The sequence below is a fragment of the Cupriavidus oxalaticus genome (genome assembly GCF_004768545.1).
GTDB classification, from domain to species: Bacteria; Pseudomonadota; Gammaproteobacteria; order Burkholderiales; family Burkholderiaceae; genus Cupriavidus; species Cupriavidus oxalaticus_A.
The window spans coordinates 1,863,260-1,880,203 of the sequence record NZ_CP038634.1; the positions used below are offsets into that span (position 1 = coordinate 1,863,260).

General features: G+C 66.9%; 15 protein-coding genes. 6 read left to right on the top strand and 9 right to left on the bottom strand.

From position 1 onward, the window contains the following. Nucleotides 1-42: 42 nt before the first annotated feature. The 3 genes from E0W60_RS08325 to E0W60_RS08335 all read right to left on the bottom strand — a co-directional run bounded on the left by E0W60_RS08325 (nt 43) and on the right by E0W60_RS08335 (nt 3,949). Nucleotides 43-1,422, bottom strand: a complete 1,380-nt coding sequence (locus E0W60_RS08325; protein WP_135703629.1) for a DUF1329 domain-containing protein — start codon at nt 1,420-1,422, stop codon at nt 43-45. Between the two features lie 192 nt (nt 1,423-1,614). After that, the gene (locus E0W60_RS08330) at nt 1,615-2,742 is read right to left on the bottom strand and encodes an acyl-CoA dehydrogenase family protein (RefSeq protein WP_135703630.1); all 1,128 of its coding nucleotides are present in this window, start codon (nt 2,740-2,742) and stop codon (nt 1,615-1,617) included. A 13-nt stretch (nt 2,743-2,755) separates the two neighbouring features. Further along, nucleotides 2,756-3,949: an acyl-CoA dehydrogenase family protein gene (locus tag E0W60_RS08335; RefSeq protein WP_135703631.1), complete on the bottom strand. Its 1,194-nt coding sequence runs from the start codon at nt 3,947-3,949 to the stop codon at nt 2,756-2,758. A gap of 316 nt (nt 3,950-4,265) precedes the next feature. On the opposite strand from E0W60_RS08335, the gene E0W60_RS08340 reads away from it, so the two are divergent. The 3 genes from E0W60_RS08340 to E0W60_RS08350 all read left to right on the top strand — a co-directional run bounded on the left by E0W60_RS08340 (nt 4,266) and on the right by E0W60_RS08350 (nt 7,512). Next, entirely contained in the window at nt 4,266-5,786 is a 1,521-nt protein-coding gene (locus tag E0W60_RS08340) for a class I adenylate-forming enzyme family protein (RefSeq protein WP_135703632.1), read from the top strand. Between the two features lie 74 nt (nt 5,787-5,860). Further along, the gene (locus E0W60_RS08345) at nt 5,861-6,832 is read left to right on the top strand and encodes a Bug family tripartite tricarboxylate transporter substrate binding protein (protein WP_135703633.1); all 972 of its coding nucleotides are present in this window, start codon (nt 5,861-5,863) and stop codon (nt 6,830-6,832) included. 329 nt (nt 6,833-7,161) lie between these two features. After that, the gene (locus E0W60_RS08350; protein ID WP_135703634.1) at nt 7,162-7,512 is read left to right on the top strand and encodes a hypothetical protein; all 351 of its coding nucleotides are present in this window, start codon (nt 7,162-7,164) and stop codon (nt 7,510-7,512) included. Nucleotides 7,513-7,607: 95 nt separating this feature from the next. On the opposite strand, the gene E0W60_RS08355 is transcribed toward E0W60_RS08350, so the two are convergent. The 5 genes from E0W60_RS08355 to E0W60_RS08375 all read right to left on the bottom strand — a co-directional run bounded on the left by E0W60_RS08355 (nt 7,608) and on the right by E0W60_RS08375 (nt 13,199). Continuing rightward, the gene (locus E0W60_RS08355; protein ID WP_135703635.1) at nt 7,608-8,474 is read right to left on the bottom strand and encodes an FAS1-like dehydratase domain-containing protein; all 867 of its coding nucleotides are present in this window, start codon (nt 8,472-8,474) and stop codon (nt 7,608-7,610) included. Between the two features lie 38 nt (nt 8,475-8,512). Further along, nucleotides 8,513-9,337 carry an HpcH/HpaI aldolase/citrate lyase family protein gene (locus E0W60_RS08360; RefSeq protein ID WP_135703636.1) on the bottom strand — a complete coding sequence of 275 codons (825 nt, stop codon included), beginning with the start codon at nt 9,335-9,337 and terminating at the stop codon, nt 8,513-8,515. 10 nt (nt 9,338-9,347) lie between these two features. Then, nucleotides 9,348-10,730: an MmgE/PrpD family protein gene (locus tag E0W60_RS08365; protein ID WP_135703637.1), complete on the bottom strand. Its 1,383-nt coding sequence runs from the start codon at nt 10,728-10,730 to the stop codon at nt 9,348-9,350. Nucleotides 10,731-10,817: 87 nt separating this feature from the next. Then, complete coding sequence (locus tag E0W60_RS08370; protein ID WP_135703638.1) at nt 10,818-12,017, bottom strand: CaiB/BaiF CoA transferase family protein; 1,200 nt, start codon at nt 12,015-12,017, stop codon at nt 10,818-10,820. Nucleotides 12,018-12,029: 12 nt separating this feature from the next. Beyond that, nucleotides 12,030-13,199, bottom strand: a complete 1,170-nt coding sequence (locus E0W60_RS08375) for an acyl-CoA dehydrogenase family protein (protein ID WP_133094876.1) — start codon at nt 13,197-13,199, stop codon at nt 12,030-12,032. Between the two features lie 492 nt (nt 13,200-13,691). Between E0W60_RS08375 and E0W60_RS08380 the strand changes: the two genes are divergently transcribed. Next, complete coding sequence (locus E0W60_RS08380) at nt 13,692-14,159, top strand: MgtC/SapB family protein (RefSeq protein ID WP_133094877.1); 468 nt, start codon at nt 13,692-13,694, stop codon at nt 14,157-14,159. Between the two features lie 149 nt (nt 14,160-14,308). Then, on the top strand, nt 14,309-14,818 hold the full coding sequence (locus E0W60_RS08385) for a DUF2628 domain-containing protein (RefSeq protein ID WP_135703639.1): 510 nt from the start codon (nt 14,309-14,311) through the stop codon (nt 14,816-14,818). A 34-nt stretch (nt 14,819-14,852) separates the two neighbouring features. On the opposite strand, the gene E0W60_RS08390 is transcribed toward E0W60_RS08385, so the two are convergent. After that, entirely contained in the window at nt 14,853-15,755 is a 903-nt protein-coding gene (locus E0W60_RS08390; RefSeq protein ID WP_029047285.1) for a LysR substrate-binding domain-containing protein, read from the bottom strand. A 274-nt stretch (nt 15,756-16,029) separates the two neighbouring features. Between E0W60_RS08390 and E0W60_RS08395 the strand changes: the two genes are divergently transcribed. After that, the gene (locus tag E0W60_RS08395; protein ID WP_133094880.1) at nt 16,030-16,944 is read left to right on the top strand and encodes an SDR family NAD(P)-dependent oxidoreductase; all 915 of its coding nucleotides are present in this window, start codon (nt 16,030-16,032) and stop codon (nt 16,942-16,944) included.

The window sequence follows — 16,944 nt, forward strand, 5'->3', positions numbered from 1 at the left end:
GCGGCCGGGCGAAGACTCGCCCGGCCGGATCATGCGATGTGGTCAGGTACCCGATCCGCGCGCGGCGTCCGGGGAGAAGAACGCTTCGGTGAACTCAGGGCTGTTGTTCAGCTGGAACATCGGGCCTTCGTTGGTCAGGCGGTCCGCAAAGTAAGCGCCGGAAATCAGGTCATGGTAGAACACCGCGGTCGGATGATAGCGGCGCGCATCGTAGGCGTAGACCGAGGCCTGCAGGTTGGTGCGCCACAGCTGGCCGCGGCCATCGTAGTTGTCGGCGGCGAGGGCTTGCCAGGTGTCTTCGTCGAGATACAGCACGCGCTTCGCATACTGGTGCCGGAAGCCGGACTTGAGCGTTGCTTCCAGGATCCATACGCGATGCAGCTCATAACGCATCACGTCTGGGCTGGCGTGGCCGTTGGCCAGCAGGTCCTTGTACTTGATCGACGTGCTCAGCAGCTTGTAGTTGTGGTACGGGACATAGATCTCCTTCTTGCCGACGATCTTCCAGTTGTAGCGCTCGCCGGAGCCGTTGAAGAGGCGGTCGTCATCCACGGTGCGGAAGCCGCCGGGGCCCTGCGGCTGGTCGAAGCCGAATTCCGGCGCCTGGCGCACGCGCCGCGTGCCCGGGTTGTAGATCCAGGTGCGGTTGGTGTCGGAGCCTTCCTGGTCCCACACGGCATAACCCACGATCACCTGGCCGCGGTCGCGCAGCGGCAGGTCGGTCGCCGTGCGGAAGAAGGAGCGCTCGTTGAGCGCATTGTGCGGGTCGAACTTGCCGTTGTTGCGCGGCGAGAGGATGCTGTACGAGACCCGACCCCATGCGATCGAGCCATTCGGGTAGACCACGGCCTGGTCGTACTGCGCCTTCTCGGTGCCGACTGCCGACGAGAAGCGCTGGTTCCACAGCAGCTCCATTGCCGTCTTCGGGATCGGGTATGGCACCTGCGGGCCCGCGTCCTTCAGGCCGTTGGCATCGCCCGTCATCTTGACGGTGGTGGCGTAGGTGCGGATGTCCTTGTAGACCGTGTCTTCGTAGCGGAAGTCGCGGTGGCTGGCGTACACCGGCATCTTGAAGGTGTCGGGGTACTTCTTGAACAGCGCCTTCTGGCCGTCGCTGAGCCGCTCCGCATACTGCGCCATGTTCTGCGCGGTGATGACGAACAGGGGTTTTTCGTCCGCATACGGGTCCGGATACCGTTCGCCGCGCTGGTATTTGACGTTTGGCGGCGTGCCCAGCCATTTGCCGGCCCATGCGGGCACATCGCCGTCCTTGCTGGCGGCCCGTTCCGCGCCCATCGGCGTCAGGTTGCCGTCAAGCTGCTTGAGGTCCTCGGGGGTGACCTTCGCCCACGATGCCGCGGCCAGTGCCATGCTGGTCACCAGCAGGCTGCCGCGCAGCAGTCTATGTGTAGTGGATGTCATTGCAGTCTCGCTCCTAGGGGAATGGCCGGCGACGTCCGTGCCTGTGGTCACAGGGTAGTGACGGCGCCGCAGCCGGGAATCGTTGGAACGGACTAGTGGATTTCCCTAGCCTGTGGAGCGAGGTGTAAACAAAAAGAGGCCGGGTAATTACCCGGCCTCATAGCAACTGGCGGCCAGCGGCCGCTGGCCGGATCAGGCTTCCATCACTTCGCCGAAGCGCTGCATATGGTAGTCGCTGTCGCCCAGCAACTGGTCCAGCATGGTCAGGCGCTTGAAGTAGTCGCCCACGGACAGCTCGTCGGTCATGCCCATGCCGCCATGCAGCTGCACCGCCTGCTGGCCGACAAAGCGCCCGGCGCGTGCAACCGTCACCTTGGCAGCCGACAGCATGCGGCGGCGCGCGGCAGGATCGGTTTCGTCCAGCGCCTGCGCCGCCACGTAGGCCATCGACAGCGCCAGTTCCTTCTGCACCAGCATGTCGGCCATGCGGTGCTGCAGTGCCTGGAAGCTGGCCAGCGGCTTGCCGAACTGCTGGCGCGTGCCCAGGTATTCGCCGGTGATCTGGATCAGCTTTTCCATGGCGCCCGCGCCTTCGGCGCACAGCGCAGCGATGCCGTGCTCGAGGCCGACGCCCAGCGCCGCCAGGCCGTCGGCGGCCTGGCCCACCAGTGCGCTGGCCGGCACGGTGACGTTCTGCAGCGACAGGTCGGCGGCGCGCAGGCCGTCGATGGTGGGATAGGCGGTCACGCCCAGGCCCTTGCTGTCGCGCGGCACCAGGAACAGCGCGATCTCGTTGCTGCCGGAAACCCGTGCGGTCAGCAGGTAGGCGTCGGCGGCGGCACCGTGCCAGACCACGCTCTTGGTGCCGCTGATCACGTAGCCGTCGCCGCTGCGCTCGGCGCTGGCGCGGGCCGATTCCGGGCGGTAGCGCGTGGTCGGCTCCAGGTAGGCCAGCGTGACGATGCGTTCGCCCGAGGCGATCGCGGGCAGCCATTCCTGCTTCTGCGCGTCGCTGCCGTAGGCGTTGAGGATGGCCGCGGCCATCACGCCGCTGGGCGTGACCGGCTCCAGCACCAGGCCGCGGCCCAGCTCGCGCTGCACCACCAGCTGGCTGGCGGGGCCTTCGCCGAAGCCGCCGAAATCCGCCGGCACGGTCAGGCCCAGCACGCCCATTTCGGCGAGCTTGTTCCACACGCCGCGATCCAGGCTCTCGCCCTGGCGCGCGCTCTTGCGGCGGGCCTCGAAGGTGTATTCGGTATCGATGAAGCGACGCAGGCTGTCCGCCAGCATCTGTTGCTCTTCGCTGTAGGTAAAGTCCATGTCAGCTATCCCTTCAGAAACCCAGGATCATCTTGGAGATGATGTTCTTCTGCACTTCGGTCGCGCCGCCGTAGATCGAGGTCTTGCGCATGTCGTAGTAGGTGGAGGCGGCGGGGGCGGCCCACTCTGGGCCGGACACCGGCTGCGTGGCGCCCGGCTCGAGCCAGTCCGGCGAATACGGCCAGGCGTTGGGGCCGGCCACTTCCATCATCAGCATGCCCAGGTCCTGCTGCACCTCCGAGCCGCGGATCTTGACGATCGACGCTTCCGGTCCGGGCGTGCCGGCGGCCTGCGTGGCGACGCGCAGCAGCAGCATTTCCAGCGCCATGATGTCCATCTCGACGCGGGCGATCTTGTCGCGCATGCGCACGTCTTCGATCAGCGGGCGGCCGGCGCCGTCGGTGGCCTGGCTGGCGTAATGCTTGAGCTGGCGCAGCTCGCGGTGGCAGTGGCCGATGCCGGCAATGCCGGTGCGCTCGTGGCCGAGCAGGTACTTGGCGTAGGTCCACGCGCGGTTCTCTTCGCCGACCAGGTTCCCCACGGGCACTTCCACGTCCTCGAACCAGGTCTCGTTCACGTCGTGGCCGCCGTCCAGCGTCTTGATCGGGCGCACCGTCACGCCGGGCGACTTCATGTCGATCAGCAGCATGGAGATGCCTTCCTGCGCCTTGGCATCGGGATCGGTGCGCACCAGGCAGAAGATCCAGTCGGCAAAGTGGGCCATCGTGGTCCAGGTCTTCTGGCCGTTGACGATGTACTTGTCGCCGCGGCGCACGGCGCGGGTCTTCAGAGAGGCCAGGTCGGAACCGGAGCCCGGCTCGGAATAGCCCTGGCACCAGAAGTCTTCCACGCCCGGGATGCGCGGCAGGAAGCGCTGCTGCATCTCGGGACTGGCGTACTTCATCAGCACCGGGCCGATCATGGTCAGGCCGAACGGCAGCATGCGCGGCGCGCCGGCGCGGAAGGTCTCGATTTCAAAGATCAGGCGCTGCAGCGCGGTCCAGCCGGTGCCGCCCCATTGCGTGGGCCAGGTGGGAGCGCCCCAGCCGTGGGCCTGCAGGATGCGGTGCCAGCGGACGTAGTCGTCCTTCTCGACGCGCTGGTGGTTGAGCACCTTGTTGCGGATGTCTTCCGGCAGGCTGGCCTGCACGAAAGCGCGGACTTCCTCGCGGAAGGCCTGTTCCTCGGCGGTGAAACGCAAATCCATCTGAATGTCCCCTCGTTACGCGGGCGTCCGCTGCTGGCAAGCAACCGGTGCAGCCCTAGGTGTGCCGGCCGATTGTAGGGCGCGGGGCGTTCTCCATTGCTTTATCAATCATAAAGTCGCCCTTCGTGCCGGCGGAACCACCTGAGCCGGGTGGTGGTGGCGTGGACGAACACGGCCTTAGCCAATTCCAAATACCGCGGCGCGCAGCCTTGCCGCAAACTGGCACGGCCTGCTCAAGTGCGTCGGGGTGCATTCCGGCGCATTTGCCGCCGGCAAGCATCGCCAACCCAGCCGTATCCCGAACGAGCCCAGCCGCATGTCTTCCTTCCGCCCCGAATACATCCACGATATCCCCGGCCACTGGGCCGCGCAGACGCCCGCCGCGCCTTGCCTGTTCGAAAGCGGCGCGGTGATCAGCTATGGCGAACTGTGGCAGCGCATCGAAGCGGCGCGCGACTGGCTGGCGGCGCAGGGCGTGGGCGAAGGCGACCGGGTCATGATGGTCGGCGAGAACTGCAACGAGATGGTGGTGACGCTGTTCGCCAGCAGCCTGCTGCATGCCTGGCCGATCCAGGTCAACGCGCGCTTGTCCGCGCGCGAAATCGACAATATCCGCGACCACGCCCAGCCGGCGCTGGTGCTGTTCACCGGCCATGTGTCCGACGTGGCCGCCGCGCACGGTGCGCGGCTCGGCGCGCAGGCCAGCGCCTGCCCCGTCTTTGCCGACGGCATGCTCGCACTGCGCGCAGCCAGCGCGCCGGAACGCGTGGCCAGCGAACAGGCGCGCCAGGTCGCGACGCTGATCTATACCTCCGGCACCACCGGCGCGCCCAAGGGCGTGATGGTGCCGCATGTCGGCCTGACGCACTTTGCCCGCATCTCCGCCACCTCGCGCGACATGGGGCAGGCGGACGTGGCCTACGGGGCACTGCCGATGTCGCATATCTTCGGCATCGCCACGGTGCTGATGGCTACCCTTTACGCCGGTGCCAGCCTGTTCCTGCGCCCGCGCTTCGACGGCAACGACGTGTTCGAGGCGCTGGCGTCGCCCGGCGTCACCATCCTGCAAGGCGTGCCGACCATGTTCACGCGCATCCTTGCGGTGGCGGCGCAACATGGGGCAGGCCCGGGCAAGTATCCGCGCCTGCGCTACCTGTACACCGGCGGCGCGCCGCTCGATCCCACGCTCAAGCGCGACGTAGAAGCCCTGTTCGGCCAGCCGCTGCACCATGGCTACGGCATCACCGAATATGCCGGCTCGCTCTTCATCACGCGCTTGGACGCGCCGCGTGCCGACTGCTCGGCCGGGCATATCGTCGAAGGCGTCGAAATCGAGATTACCGACGATGCCGGCACGCCTCTGCCCGCAGGCGAGCGCGGCCAGATCCGCGTGCGCGGTCCCGGCGTGATGCTTGGCTACTACCGCAACGCGGAGCAGACGGCTGATGCGCTGTTGCCGGGCGGCTGGCTCAACACCGGCGACCTGGGCTACCTGGATGCCGACGGGGCGCTGTTTATCTCCGGCCGCTCCAAGGACCTGATCATCCGCTCGGGGTTCAACGTCTACCCGATCGAAGTCGAGTCGGTGATCAACGCCTTCCCCGGCGTGCGCCAGTCGGCGGTGGTGGGGCGCCCCGCCAGCGACGGCAACGAAGAGGTGGTCGCCTTTATCGAGACGCAGGAAGGCGCGAGCGTCGATCCCAAGGCGCTCGACGTCTACCTGCGCGAAAGCCTGGCACCGTACAAGCGCCCGGCCGAGATCCGCACCGTCGATGTCATTCCCACTACTGCCAGCGGCAAGCTGCTCAAGCAGCCGCTGCGCGCGCTGCTGGACTGAGCGCCTGAATCCCTTTACCGGGCTGGCGTCATACGCCGGCCCGGGCATTTCAGCCCTATCTGGAGGAGACAACAATGAAAACCTGGACCACACTCGCGGCACTGACCACGACCCTGCTGCTGCAGGGCGCGGCCTGGGCGACGGACGCCTACCCGTCGCGGCCGGTCAAGCTGCTGGTGGGCTATGCCCCCGGCGGCCCGGTCGACACCGCCGCGCGCATCTACGCCGAGCAGCTGGGCCGCGTGCTCAAGCAGCCGGTGGTGGTGGACAACCGCGCCGGCGCCAGCGGCGCCATTGCCGCCGACATGACCGCCAAGGCGACGCCGGATGGCTACACGCTGTACTTTGTCGCCAGCCCCACCATGACCATGACTCCGCTGATCCAGCGTTCGGTCAACTTCAACCCGGTCAAGGATTTCACCTACATCGGCCTGATCACCGACTACACCAACGTGCTGCTGGTGAACAAGGACTTCCCGGCCAGGAACGTCGGCGAACTGGTCGACTACGCGCGCAAGCATCCGCAGGACGTCTCGTTCGGCTCGGCCGGCGTGGGCGCATCGAACCACCTGTCGGCGGAACTGCTGGCGCAGATGAATGGCGTGAAGATGCTGCACGTGCCGTACAAAGGCAACTCGCCGGCGATGGCGGACGTGATGAGCGGCAAGGTGACCTTCATGTTCGATATCACCGGCACCGCCATCGGCCATATCAACGGCGGCAAGGTGCGCGCGCTGGCGGTCACGTCGAAGACGCGCAATCCGGCGCTGCCCACGGTGCCGACCATGATCGAGTCGGGGCAGAAGGACTATGACCTGACTGGATGGTATGCCCTGATCGGGCCGCAGAAGCTGCCGGCGGATGTGGTCGACAAGCTGGTGAAGGCGCAGAAGGCCATCGGCGACGATCCTGCTTATCGGCAGCGGATGGCGGCGGGTGGGTATGACGTCAATGTCAGCACGCCGAAGCAGCTTGGGGATCGGATCCAGCGGGAGCTGGCGCTGTGGGGTGGGGTGGTGAAGAAGGCGGGGATTCAGGCGGATTAAGGGGGATTTTGGGGGCGCTACGGTTAGCTCGGCGTCCTTTCGCCGTGCCCGTGCATGGCGCCTTTGATTGTCGGCCGTTGAACCAGGCGGTTCAAACTGCGACAACATTTCACCAGTGCCACAGATCAAGTCGTGGCCCGAACCCGCAATTCTTCGCAACATGGAGCTTGGCCGCTTCTGAAACTGCCTTGACGTATCGATCCTTCACAATCTGCGCCTTGATTGTGAACGGCAAGCGGCTCTAGACTGACTGGGCTCCTGACACAGCAGGAGCCGGGAGTGAGAACCTGGTTAACGCTACCTCGTCTTCGACCTTACGGAGGTCAGTAATGCTCCAATCCAGCCTCGAACCCGACGCCTTCATCCCGCCTCGACTAGATGATTCGCTTTCGCGTTTCAGTCCCGAAACCCGGCGCGCAGCGCGTGAGGACGCGCTACCTGTCCCCCGGCAACTCTTGTTATTGAATCTGCTGGATCAAGCCGATGCGATTGTGCGAGGCGCGGCCTGCGTACTGACATTGGTGACACACAGCGATTGCGACGCACAGGAAGAAGGAAGCGTAGTCTTGCGGGCGACTACGCTGGATGCCTTGCGAGAGCTCTGCCGGACCTCACTTGAATTGCTGGCCGACAGGGTAGAACAAGTCGCGGAGGGAATTGAGGACGCGATGCCCGGGTAACCAATCGAGGTTGGGCGCTGATTCCCTGAGATGGCAGGCGCCCTTCATGCTCAGAGAATCAGCGCCTGCAGCATCCGCCTGCGGCCCTCGCCCCTTTACCCTTCTATCTCAGCCCACCCCTGCATCGCCTGCCCACCAGCATCATCGCCCGTCCAAAGCACCAGCCGGCCAGCCTGCTCCGGATCGGCCGCGCCGCCAACGGTGATGGTGTCCTGATCAAACAGCGGCGCCAGCCCCCGGAACCCAAAACGCTTCACGCGCGCCTGCGGCTGCTCGCGTGCCACCAGGTCCAGCATCAGCATGGCCTGCATCGGCCCATGCACCACCAGGCCGGGATACCCTTCAACATCGCGGGTATAGCTGCGATCGTAGTGAATACGGTGGCCGTTGAAGGTCAGCGCCGAATAGCGGAACAACATGACCGGGTCGGCCTGCAGCGTGCGCTGCCATTGCGCGGTGTGTTCCAGCCGCGGGCGCGGCGGCTGCGGCTTGGACGGGTCCGGCATGGCGCGGTAGACGATGTCGTGGCGCTCGTTGATCGCGGTCTTGCCGTTGACGGTCAGTTCATGGTCGACCGCGACGAACCACAGTTCGCCGCTGCGGCCGGTCTTGTACTGCACGTCTGCGATGGTGGAGGTGCGCGTGACGGTATCGCCGATATGCAGCGGATGGCTGAAGGTCAGTTCGCTGCCGGCCCACATGCGGCGCGGCAGCGGCACCGGCGGCATGAAGCCGCCGAGGTGCGGGTGGCCGTCGCGGCCGATGTCGCGTTGCTGCGCGCGCGGCAGGAAATACAGCCAGTGCCACAGCGGCGGCAGCGGGCCGGCGGCGACCGCCTCGGGGTCGAGGTCGAAGGTCGCGGCCAGGCCGATCACCGGTTCGGGCGACAGCGTTTCGGTGCGCGATTCGCTGCGGCCGATCCAGCCGCGCAGGCGTTCGAGTTCGGAAGTGGCGTCAGTCATGGGCTTGCAGGTTCGGGGTGGACAGGAAAAGCGGGGCGCTATTGCGCCAGCGCCAGCAGGCGTTTCGCCTGCTCGATCACGGGCCGGTCGACCATCTTGCCATCGACCTGCACGGCATGGCTGCCGCTGGCGGTGGCTGCGAGGACGCGGCGGGCCCAGTCGAGCTGTTCTGCGCTGGGCAGGAAGCCTGCGCGCACCGCGCCCAGCTGCGCCGGGTGGATGCACAGCTTGCCGGCAAAGCCGAGTTCGCGCGCGTAGGCGACGTCGCTGGCCAGCACGGCTTCATCCTTCAGCGCGGTGGTGACGCCGTCCACCGGCGGCGGCAGCCCGGCCACGCGCGAAGCCAGCACGATGCGGGCGCGCGCGAACGCCAGCGCGTCGCGGGTGTGGCTGCAGCCGAGGTCCACCGCATAGTCGAGCGAACCGAACGCCAGCCGTGCCACGCCGCTGGCCGTGGCCACCGTGTCGACCTGGTGCAGGCCTAGGGCGGTCTCGATGATGGCGACCAGCTCACCTTGCGGATTGATGGCGTGCAGCGCCTGCGCGATCTGTGCCAGCGCGGCGGCGTCTTCGGCCTTGGGCACCATCAGCCCGGCCAGCGCCGTGCCGGCCGGCAGCGAGCGCAGCCAGGCCAGGTCGGCGGGAAACGCGGGCGAGGCGCTGTCGTTGATGCGGACCATGGCGCGCGCGGCGGGCTTGCCCGCCAGCCACGCGCCGATCGCCTCGCGCGCGGCGGGCTTGGCGTCGGGGTGCACGGCGTCCTCGAGGTCGAGGATCATCATGTCGGGGCCCGCGGCGGCGGCCTTGTCAAAACGCTCCGGCCGGTCGCCGGGGACGAACAGGTAGGTGACGGCAGTAGTCATGCAGCGTTCCTCAGCGTGCGGCGGGCAGCCAGTCGTTGACGTTGGGCGCCTGCTCCAGTGCCCACACGCGCGCGATGATGGCGCGCATCTCGGCCTCGCTGGCACCGTTGCGGAACGCGCCCAGCTGCAGCGCCTTGGCTTCCAGCTCGGGGCGCGACAGGGTGTTGTCCGGGTCGCCCTTGGGCACGTCCACGCGTGCGGCCAGCGTGCGGCCGTCGGTGGTCTTCACCGTGACGCGGCCGATCCACTGGCGCGGGTAGGCGGCGTTGATCTCCGGGTCGAGTTCCATCGTGACCTTCTCCCGGAAGTCGACGACTTTGGCATCGGGCAGCGCGTGCTGCTCGAATTCCGCCAGGCCGGCGTGGCCGTGCACGGCGACCAGGCCCAGCACCGTGCCCATCGAGAACTTGGCCTGGTGGATGGTGACCGGGTTGACCACCGGGCCGAGCACGTCGATCGCGCCCTGGTGCACATGGGTGGTGACGCTGGCGACCTGGTCGGCGCTGAGGCCTTCGCGCTGCATCAGCACCTTGAGTGCATCGGCTGCCGGATGCGTGTGGCGGCATGAGGCAAAGAACTTGAACGAGGTCTCGGCGGTGGCCCAGCGCGTGCCCAGGCCGTCGGTCAGCGCGGCGGGATCGGCGTCGCTCGACATGCCGGCGGCCATGCCTTGCCTGCCTTCCAGGATCTGCTTCGCGCCGGTGAAGCCCGCGCGCGCCAGCCACGCCGATTGCAGGCCGTCGGCCGCGGCCTTGGCGGTGTGCAGCTGCTTGGAGTCGGCGGCGTCGCGCAGGAATTCCCACAGGCCTGCGGCCTGCGTACCGGCCGAGCCCAGCGCCTGGTTGATGCCTTCGGCATCCAGGTTGTAGAGCTTGGCCACGGCGGCAGCGGCGGCCAGCGTGCCGACGGTGCCGGTGGTGTGGAACACGGTGTAGTGCGAGCGGCCCATGAACTCGCCAATGCGGATGCCGGCCTCATAGCCGGCGATCGACGCCAGCAGCACTTCGGCCCCGGTCTTGCCTTCGGCCTGCGCCGCGGCCACCACGGCCGGGAACACCACCGCGGCCGGGTGCAGCACCGAGCCGTTGTGCACGTCGTCCTGCTCGACCACGTGCGACGAAGCGCCGTTGATCAGCGCGGCGAAGTAGGGCGAGGTGCGGCGGCGGTCGACCAGCACTTCGGCGTCGCCCTGGCCCGGACCCATGGCGGCCGCGAATTCCTGCAGGCGGCGCACGGCCGGTGCGTCCTTGCCGGCGATGGCCGAGGCGATCCAGTCAAGGAACAGGTCCTTGGTGCGCTCGATCACGGGCGCGGGCACGTGCGCCAGCTTGAAGTCGGCCAGGAACTGGCACAGCTGGCGGGTCGGGTAGTTGGTGTCTGCGGCTTGGCTCATGCAGGCTCCGATGCGGAATTGGATTTCGTGGAAATGGAAAAAGCCCGGGGCCCAGTTGCGAGATGACCGGGCGTGGTGTGTTCGATTTCAGATGGTCTGCTTGTCGGCCAGCGCGGCGATGTCGCCATCGGCATAGCCGAGCTCGGCCAGGATCTGCCGGCTGTGCGCGCCCAGTGCCGGCACGTCGCCCATGACAGGTTCCACGCCCGACAGGTTGGCGGGCGGCAGCAGCGCGCCGATCGGACCGCCCGGCGTGGCCACTTCGCGCCAGCGCTGGCGTGCCTGCAACTGCGGATGGTTCCATACGCCCTCGATGTCGTTCATCGGGGCATTGGCGATCTGCGCCTCGTCCAGCAGTGCCTCGGCCTGCGCCACGGTCATCGACGCGAAGCGCTCCTCGATGATGGCGGTGAGCTCGGGGCGATTGCGCACGCGGGCCGTATTGCTGGAGAAGCGTTCGTCCTGCGCCAGTTCCCGGTTGCCGAGCACGATCTCGCAGAAGCTGGCAAACTCGCGTTCGTTCTGCACGCTGAAGATCACGCTGCCGTTGCCGGTGCGATGCACGCCATACGGGGCGATGGTCGGATGCGAAGCGCCGAAGCGCGCCGGCGGCTTGCCGCCGTAGTGGCCGAAGTAGAGGACCTGGTTCATCCACTCGGCCATCGCCTCGAGCATGGTCACCTGCACGCGCAGGCCCTTGCCGGTGCGGCCACGCTGCAGCAGCGCCGAAAGGATGCCGCTGTAGGCGTACATGCCGGCCGAGATGTCGGCGATCGAAACGCCGGCGCGCGACGGCTCGTTGGGGCCGCCGGTGAGGCCCACCAGGCCGGCGGCGGCCTGGATCAGCAGATCGTAGGCCTTCTTGTCGCGATAGGGGCCGGAGTCGCCATAGCCCGAGATGTCGCAGACGATGAGCTTGTCGTACTTGCCGTGCAGGCTGTCGAAGTCCAGGCCCATGCGCGCGGCCGCTCCGGGGGCGAGGTTTTGCACCAGTACATCGGCATCAGCCAGCAGCCGGTGCAGGATGGTCTGCGCCTCTGGATCCTTCAGGTCCAGGGTCAGGCTTTCCTTGCCCCGGTTGAGCCACACAAAGTACGAGGCCTGGCCGTGCACGGACTGGTCATAGCCGCGCGCAAAGTCGCCCACGCCGGGACGCTCGATCTTGATGACGCGGGCACCAAGGTCGGCAAGCTGGCGCGTGGCGAAGGGGGCCGCAACCGCGTGCTCCAGCGAAACCACGCGGATGCCGTCGAGCGGGCGGATGCCCTTGGAGTTATTGGGGGACATGCGAAAAAAACCTCAGAACGAACGCGGCAGTTCGAGCACGTGCTCGGCCACGTAGGACAGGATCAGGTTGGTGGAGATCGGCGCGACCTGGTACAGGCGCGTTTCGCGGAACTTGCGCTCGATGTCGTATTCGGCGGCAAAGCCGAAGCCGCCGTGCGTCTGCAGGCAGGCGTTGGCCGCTTCCCACGAGGCATCGGCGGCCAGCAGCTTGGCGATATTGGCTTCCTTGCCGCACGCCTTGCCGGCATCGAATAGCCGCGCCGCCTTGTAGCGCATCAGGCTGGCGGCCTCGACATTGACGTACGAGCGCGCGATCGGGAACTGCACGGCCTGGTTCTGGCCGATCGGGCGGTCGAACACGATGCGGTCGCGCGCATAGTTGCTGGCGCGCCCGACGAACCAGTAGCCGTCGCCGATGCACTCGGCGGCGATCAGGATGCGCTCGGCGTTGAGGCCGTCGAGGATGTATTTCAGGCCCTTGCCTTCCTCGCCGATCAGATTCGCGGCCGGCACTTCGAGGTTATCGAAGAACAGTTCGTTGGTCTCGTGGTTGACCATATTGCGGATCGGCTTGACCGTCAGGCCCTTGCCGATGGCGTCGCGCAGGTCGACCACGAACACCGACAGCCCGTCGGACTTGCGCTTGACCTGGTCCAGCGGCGTGGTGCGCGCCAGCAGCAGCATCAGGTCGGAGTGCTGCACGCGCGAAATCCATACCTTCTGGCCATTGACGATGTACTTGTCGCCCTGGCGCACCGCGGTGGTCTTGAGTTTGGTGGTGTCGGTGCCGGTGGTGGGCTCGGTCACGGCCATCGACTGCATGCGCAGTTCGCCCGAGGCGATGCCGGGCAGCCAGCGGCGCTTCTGTCCCTCGGAGCCGTGGCGCAGCAGGCAGCCCATCACGTACATCTGGCCATGGCAGGCGCCGGAATTGCCGCCGCTGCGGTTGATTTCTTCCATGATGACCGAGGCCGCGGTCAGCGACAGGCCCGAGCCGCCGTAGGCCTCGGGAATCAGGGCCGACAGCCAGCCGGCCTGGGTCAGCGCCTGCACGAACCGCTCGGGAAAGGCTTCCTGCTCTTCCACGCGCTGCCAGTATGCCGAATCGAAGCCGGCGCAAAGGTCGCGCACGGCCTCGCGGATTTCGGGATACAGCAGTTCCGGATCCTGTTCTGCAAGCATGGGGAGGCCCCGTCTATTTCGAATGGGGCCATTATTCCCGACCCCCCTGCCCGCCGAAATTCGGATTTGCGAAAGAGCGGCTTAGGGCCGCCGGAAGCGCTTGCGGCGCGCTGTGCACCTGGTTGCATAGCGCAAGACGCCCGGCTGTGCCGGGCGTCCGGGGGGCGCTTCAGGGGCGCTTCAAAGGCAGACGCGCGGGCCTGCGGGTGGGTATCAGTGTACGAACAGCCAGATCAGGATCAGGACAAAGGCCGGGACACCAAGTAGCCAGGCAAGGATGTAGGGCATGGTGTAGCTCCTGTTTTGCACTAGTCGTGGTGATTCCAATATAGGGTCGGGCCCGTGGCGGCACTGTCGGGGAGGTTCCGCTTGCCGTGTAGGACGCCGCCGCACGGCCAGGTAAGGCGTAGCCGCATTCGGCTGCGGCCAGCGCCGGAGGCCAGCGGTGCGTGCTAGGCTCAGGTCTGTACCAAAGCACCTTGGGGGCGAGCGATGGACGGGGTCTGGTCGGAAATCTACGGCGCCCTTCGCGCCGAATTCAGCGATTTGCCCGACGCCGGCGAAGCCACCCGCCTGCTGGTGCGGCTGACCATGGCGGTGGTGCTGGGCGGGCTGATCGGCTATGAGCGGGAGGCCTCGGGCAAGGCCGCGGGGCTGCGCACCCATATGCTGGTGGCGCTGGGCTCGGCGCTGTTCGTGCTGGTGCCGCTGCAGGCGGGCGTGCCGCTGGCGGACATCAGCCGTGTGCTGCAGGGGCTGACCGCCGGGATCGGCTTCCTGGGCGCGGGTGCGATCCTGAAACACGGCAGCGAATCCGATATCAAGGGCCTGACCACGGCAGCCAGCATCTGGATGGTGGCGGCAATCGGCGTGGCGGCCGGCCTCGGGCGCGAAACCACGGCAGTCATCGCCACGGTTTTCACGCTGGTCATCCTGCAGCTCCTGCTGCGCTTGAAATAGCGCTTCGGGACACTACAGGCCGGTTCTCCCACCGGACTGCGCCAATCTCCTTTCAATGCGCGCCAGCGCACGCTGCGCCGGCGCGTACCGGCCTATGCTGCAAATGCTGTTCCGCGATGACGGGGCAGGCAGCAGGCAGGGGAGGGGGCATGAAATCATCGATCCGTGACGATGCGGCGCTGGCCGCTTTCGTGGGCCCGCGCTACGCGTATTACAGCGGCCGCTGGGCCCTGGCCGAGGCGCGCGGCGGCATGTCGTGGAACTGGGCGGCGTGCCTGTTCGGCCCGTTCTGGATGGCCTACCGGCGCATGTACTGGCAAGTCGGCGTCTATGCGCTGATCGTCTGCATGGAGCCGGTGCTGCACGCGTTATTCCGCGTCGACATGCCGCTGGCGCTGTCCCGGCCGCTGCTTTATGCGCTGGCGCTGCTGCTGGGCATGTATGGCAACCAGCTGTACCGTTGGCAGGCCGAGTCCACCATCCGGCGCCTGCGTGAATACCACTGGTCGCCGGAACTGGTCCACGATTCGCTGGCGCGCTGCGGCCGCACCAGTTGGCCGGGAGTCTTCGCCATGGGGCTGCTTCTGGCGGTCATGGCGGTCTCGCTGCGGCCGCTGGCCGGGCTGGTGGCGCACTCCACGGGGCTGGCCGCCGGCTAGGGCTCGGCGCTTATACCGGCGCTTATACCGGCGCTTATACCGGCTCGCGCGACGCGTCGACCAGGTACTGGATCAGGGTCTCGGCGAACTGGGGCAGCTCGCGCCCGGGGCGCCGGACCAGGCGCAGCTCGCGCTTGGCCCATTCGTCTTCCAGCTGGATAAAGCGCAGCACCTTGCGGCTGGCGTAGCGCCGCGCGCAGCTGTTGGGCACGATGGCAATGCCGGCGCCGGCCTCGACCATGCGGCACACCGCGTCGAAGCTGCCGACCTGGATGCGCAGGCTGATGCGCTTGCCCATGCCGCTGGCGATGCGGTCCAGGAACGACTGGATCGCGCTGAACTGGTTCAGCCCGACAAAGCGGCAGGTATCGAGCAGGTCGGCGAAATGCAGCCGCTTGAACGCCGGCAGCGGGTGGTTCACCGGTGCGATCACGATCAGCTCGTCGCTGCACAGGTGCATCACGTCCAGGTCCTGGGTCGCGACTTCACCCGCCACGATGCCGAGGTCGGCTGCGCCCGCGCTGATGGCCGACACGATTTCCTGCGACAGATGCTCTTCCAGTTCGATATCGATGTCGGGATTCTCGGTCAGGAAACGCGACACGCCGGTGGCGAGGAAGGAATTGGTGGCGGTGGTATTGGCCAGCAGCCGCACGCGCCCCTTGATGCCCTTGGCATAGGGGCGCAGGTCTGCGTGCAGGCATTCCAGCTCGCGGAAGACTTCGCGCGCATGGCGCAGCAGCGCATCGCCCGCCGGGGTGAGGCGCACGCCCTTGACCTGGCGGATCAGCAATTGTGTCTGGAACGCCTCTTCCAGCTGCTTGATCCGGGTGCTGGCCGCCGGCAGCGACAGGAAGCTGCGCTCGGCGGCGCGGGTGAGGTTTTCCGTCTCGCCGACGTTCAGGAAAAGGCGCAGATCGGTCAGGTCGTAATGCATGGGCTTCCGTCAGGCCAAAGGCCACTTTTGTGATTCGTGAATTCCAAAGACGCGGGTGCCAATTTATCGTATCCCACGTGGCATTGACATCCGGAATGACAGCACTCGGGCGTCGCCGGTCGCGCCGTGCCGATAATCGCACCGGAATTTGGACCGGACCGGCATGTGAACGGCGAATCCGGACGATCATCGCGCCGTACGCACGGTGATCACCCCGCCCACGGCGGCAGTGACCGGACGACAGGATTTCAGAAGATTTCAGAGGAGCAAGGCAATGAGCGGTTTGATGGCAGGCAAGGTCGCGCTGGTGACGGGCGCGGGTGGCGGGATCGGGCGCGGCATCGCGCTGGCAATGGCCGCCGCCGGGGCCAAGGTGGTGGTCAATGACCTGGGCGTGTCGATGACCGGCGAGGGTGGCGACACCGGCCCCGCGCAGCGCGTGGTGGAAGAAATCCGCGCCGCCGGCGGCGAGGCCGTGGCCAACACCGACAGCGTCTCGACCTGGAACGGCGCCAACGCCATCGTGCAGTGCGCGCTGGACAATTTCGGCCGCATCGACGCGGTGGTCAACAACGCGGGCAACCTGCGCGACCGCATGTTCTTCAAGATGAATGAAGAAGAATGGCGCTCGGTGATCGACGTGCACCTGCACGGCACCTTCTTCGTCAGCCGCGCCGCCGCCAGCTACTTCAAGGACCAGGAGAGCGGTGCCTACGTGCACATGACCTCGACCTCGGGCCTGATCGGCAACCTGGGCCAGGCCAACTACTCGGCGGCCAAGCTGGGCATCGCCGCGCTGTCGAAGTCGATCGCGCTGGACATGCAGCGCTTCAACGTGCGCTCGAACTGCATCGCGCCGTTCGCGTGGAGCCGCATGACCAGCTCGATCCCCGCTGAAACGCCGGAAGAGAAGGCCCGTGTCGCCAAGCTGCAGAAGATGGAAGCCGGCAAGATCGCCCCCGTGGCGGTGTACCTGGCCAGCGACGCCGCGTCCGAAGTCAACGCCCAGATCTTCGCGGTGCGCGCAAACGAGATCATGCTGATGAGCCAGCCGCGCCCGGTGCGCTCGGTGCACATGAGCGAAGGCTGGACCCCGGAGAGCGTGGCCGAGATCGCCATGCCGGCGATGCGCAACAGCTTCTTCAAGCTGGAGCGCTCGCCCGACGTGATCGGCTGGGACCCGATCTGA

Bases quoted from the DNA above. Each gene is read 5' to 3' on its own strand.
- E0W60_RS08325 (WP_135703629.1), bottom strand. From the start codon at position 1,422: ATGACATCCACTACACATAGACTGCTGCGCGGCAGCCTGCTGGTGACC.
- E0W60_RS08330 (WP_135703630.1), bottom strand. From the start codon at position 2,742: ATGGACTTTACCTACAGCGAAGAGCAACAGATGCTGGCGGACAGCCTG.
- E0W60_RS08335 (WP_135703631.1), bottom strand. From the start codon at position 3,949: ATGGATTTGCGTTTCACCGCCGAGGAACAGGCCTTCCGCGAGGAAGTC.
- E0W60_RS08340 (WP_135703632.1), top strand. From the start codon at position 4,266: ATGTCTTCCTTCCGCCCCGAATACATCCACGATATCCCCGGCCACTGG.
- E0W60_RS08345 (WP_135703633.1), top strand. From the start codon at position 5,861: ATGAAAACCTGGACCACACTCGCGGCACTGACCACGACCCTGCTGCTG.
- E0W60_RS08350 (WP_135703634.1), top strand. From the start codon at position 7,162: ATGCTCCAATCCAGCCTCGAACCCGACGCCTTCATCCCGCCTCGACTA.
- E0W60_RS08355 (WP_135703635.1), bottom strand. From the start codon at position 8,474: ATGACTGACGCCACTTCCGAACTCGAACGCCTGCGCGGCTGGATCGGC.
- E0W60_RS08360 (WP_135703636.1), bottom strand. From the start codon at position 9,337: ATGACTACTGCCGTCACCTACCTGTTCGTCCCCGGCGACCGGCCGGAG.
- E0W60_RS08365 (WP_135703637.1), bottom strand. From the start codon at position 10,730: ATGAGCCAAGCCGCAGACACCAACTACCCGACCCGCCAGCTGTGCCAG.
- E0W60_RS08370 (WP_135703638.1), bottom strand. From the start codon at position 12,017: ATGTCCCCCAATAACTCCAAGGGCATCCGCCCGCTCGACGGCATCCGC.
- E0W60_RS08375 (WP_133094876.1), bottom strand. From the start codon at position 13,199: ATGCTTGCAGAACAGGATCCGGAACTGCTGTATCCCGAAATCCGCGAG.
- E0W60_RS08380 (WP_133094877.1), top strand. From the start codon at position 13,692: ATGGACGGGGTCTGGTCGGAAATCTACGGCGCCCTTCGCGCCGAATTC.
- E0W60_RS08385 (WP_135703639.1), top strand. From the start codon at position 14,309: ATGAAATCATCGATCCGTGACGATGCGGCGCTGGCCGCTTTCGTGGGC.
- E0W60_RS08390 (WP_029047285.1), bottom strand. From the start codon at position 15,755: ATGCATTACGACCTGACCGATCTGCGCCTTTTCCTGAACGTCGGCGAG.
- E0W60_RS08395 (WP_133094880.1), top strand. From the start codon at position 16,030: ATGAGCGGTTTGATGGCAGGCAAGGTCGCGCTGGTGACGGGCGCGGGT.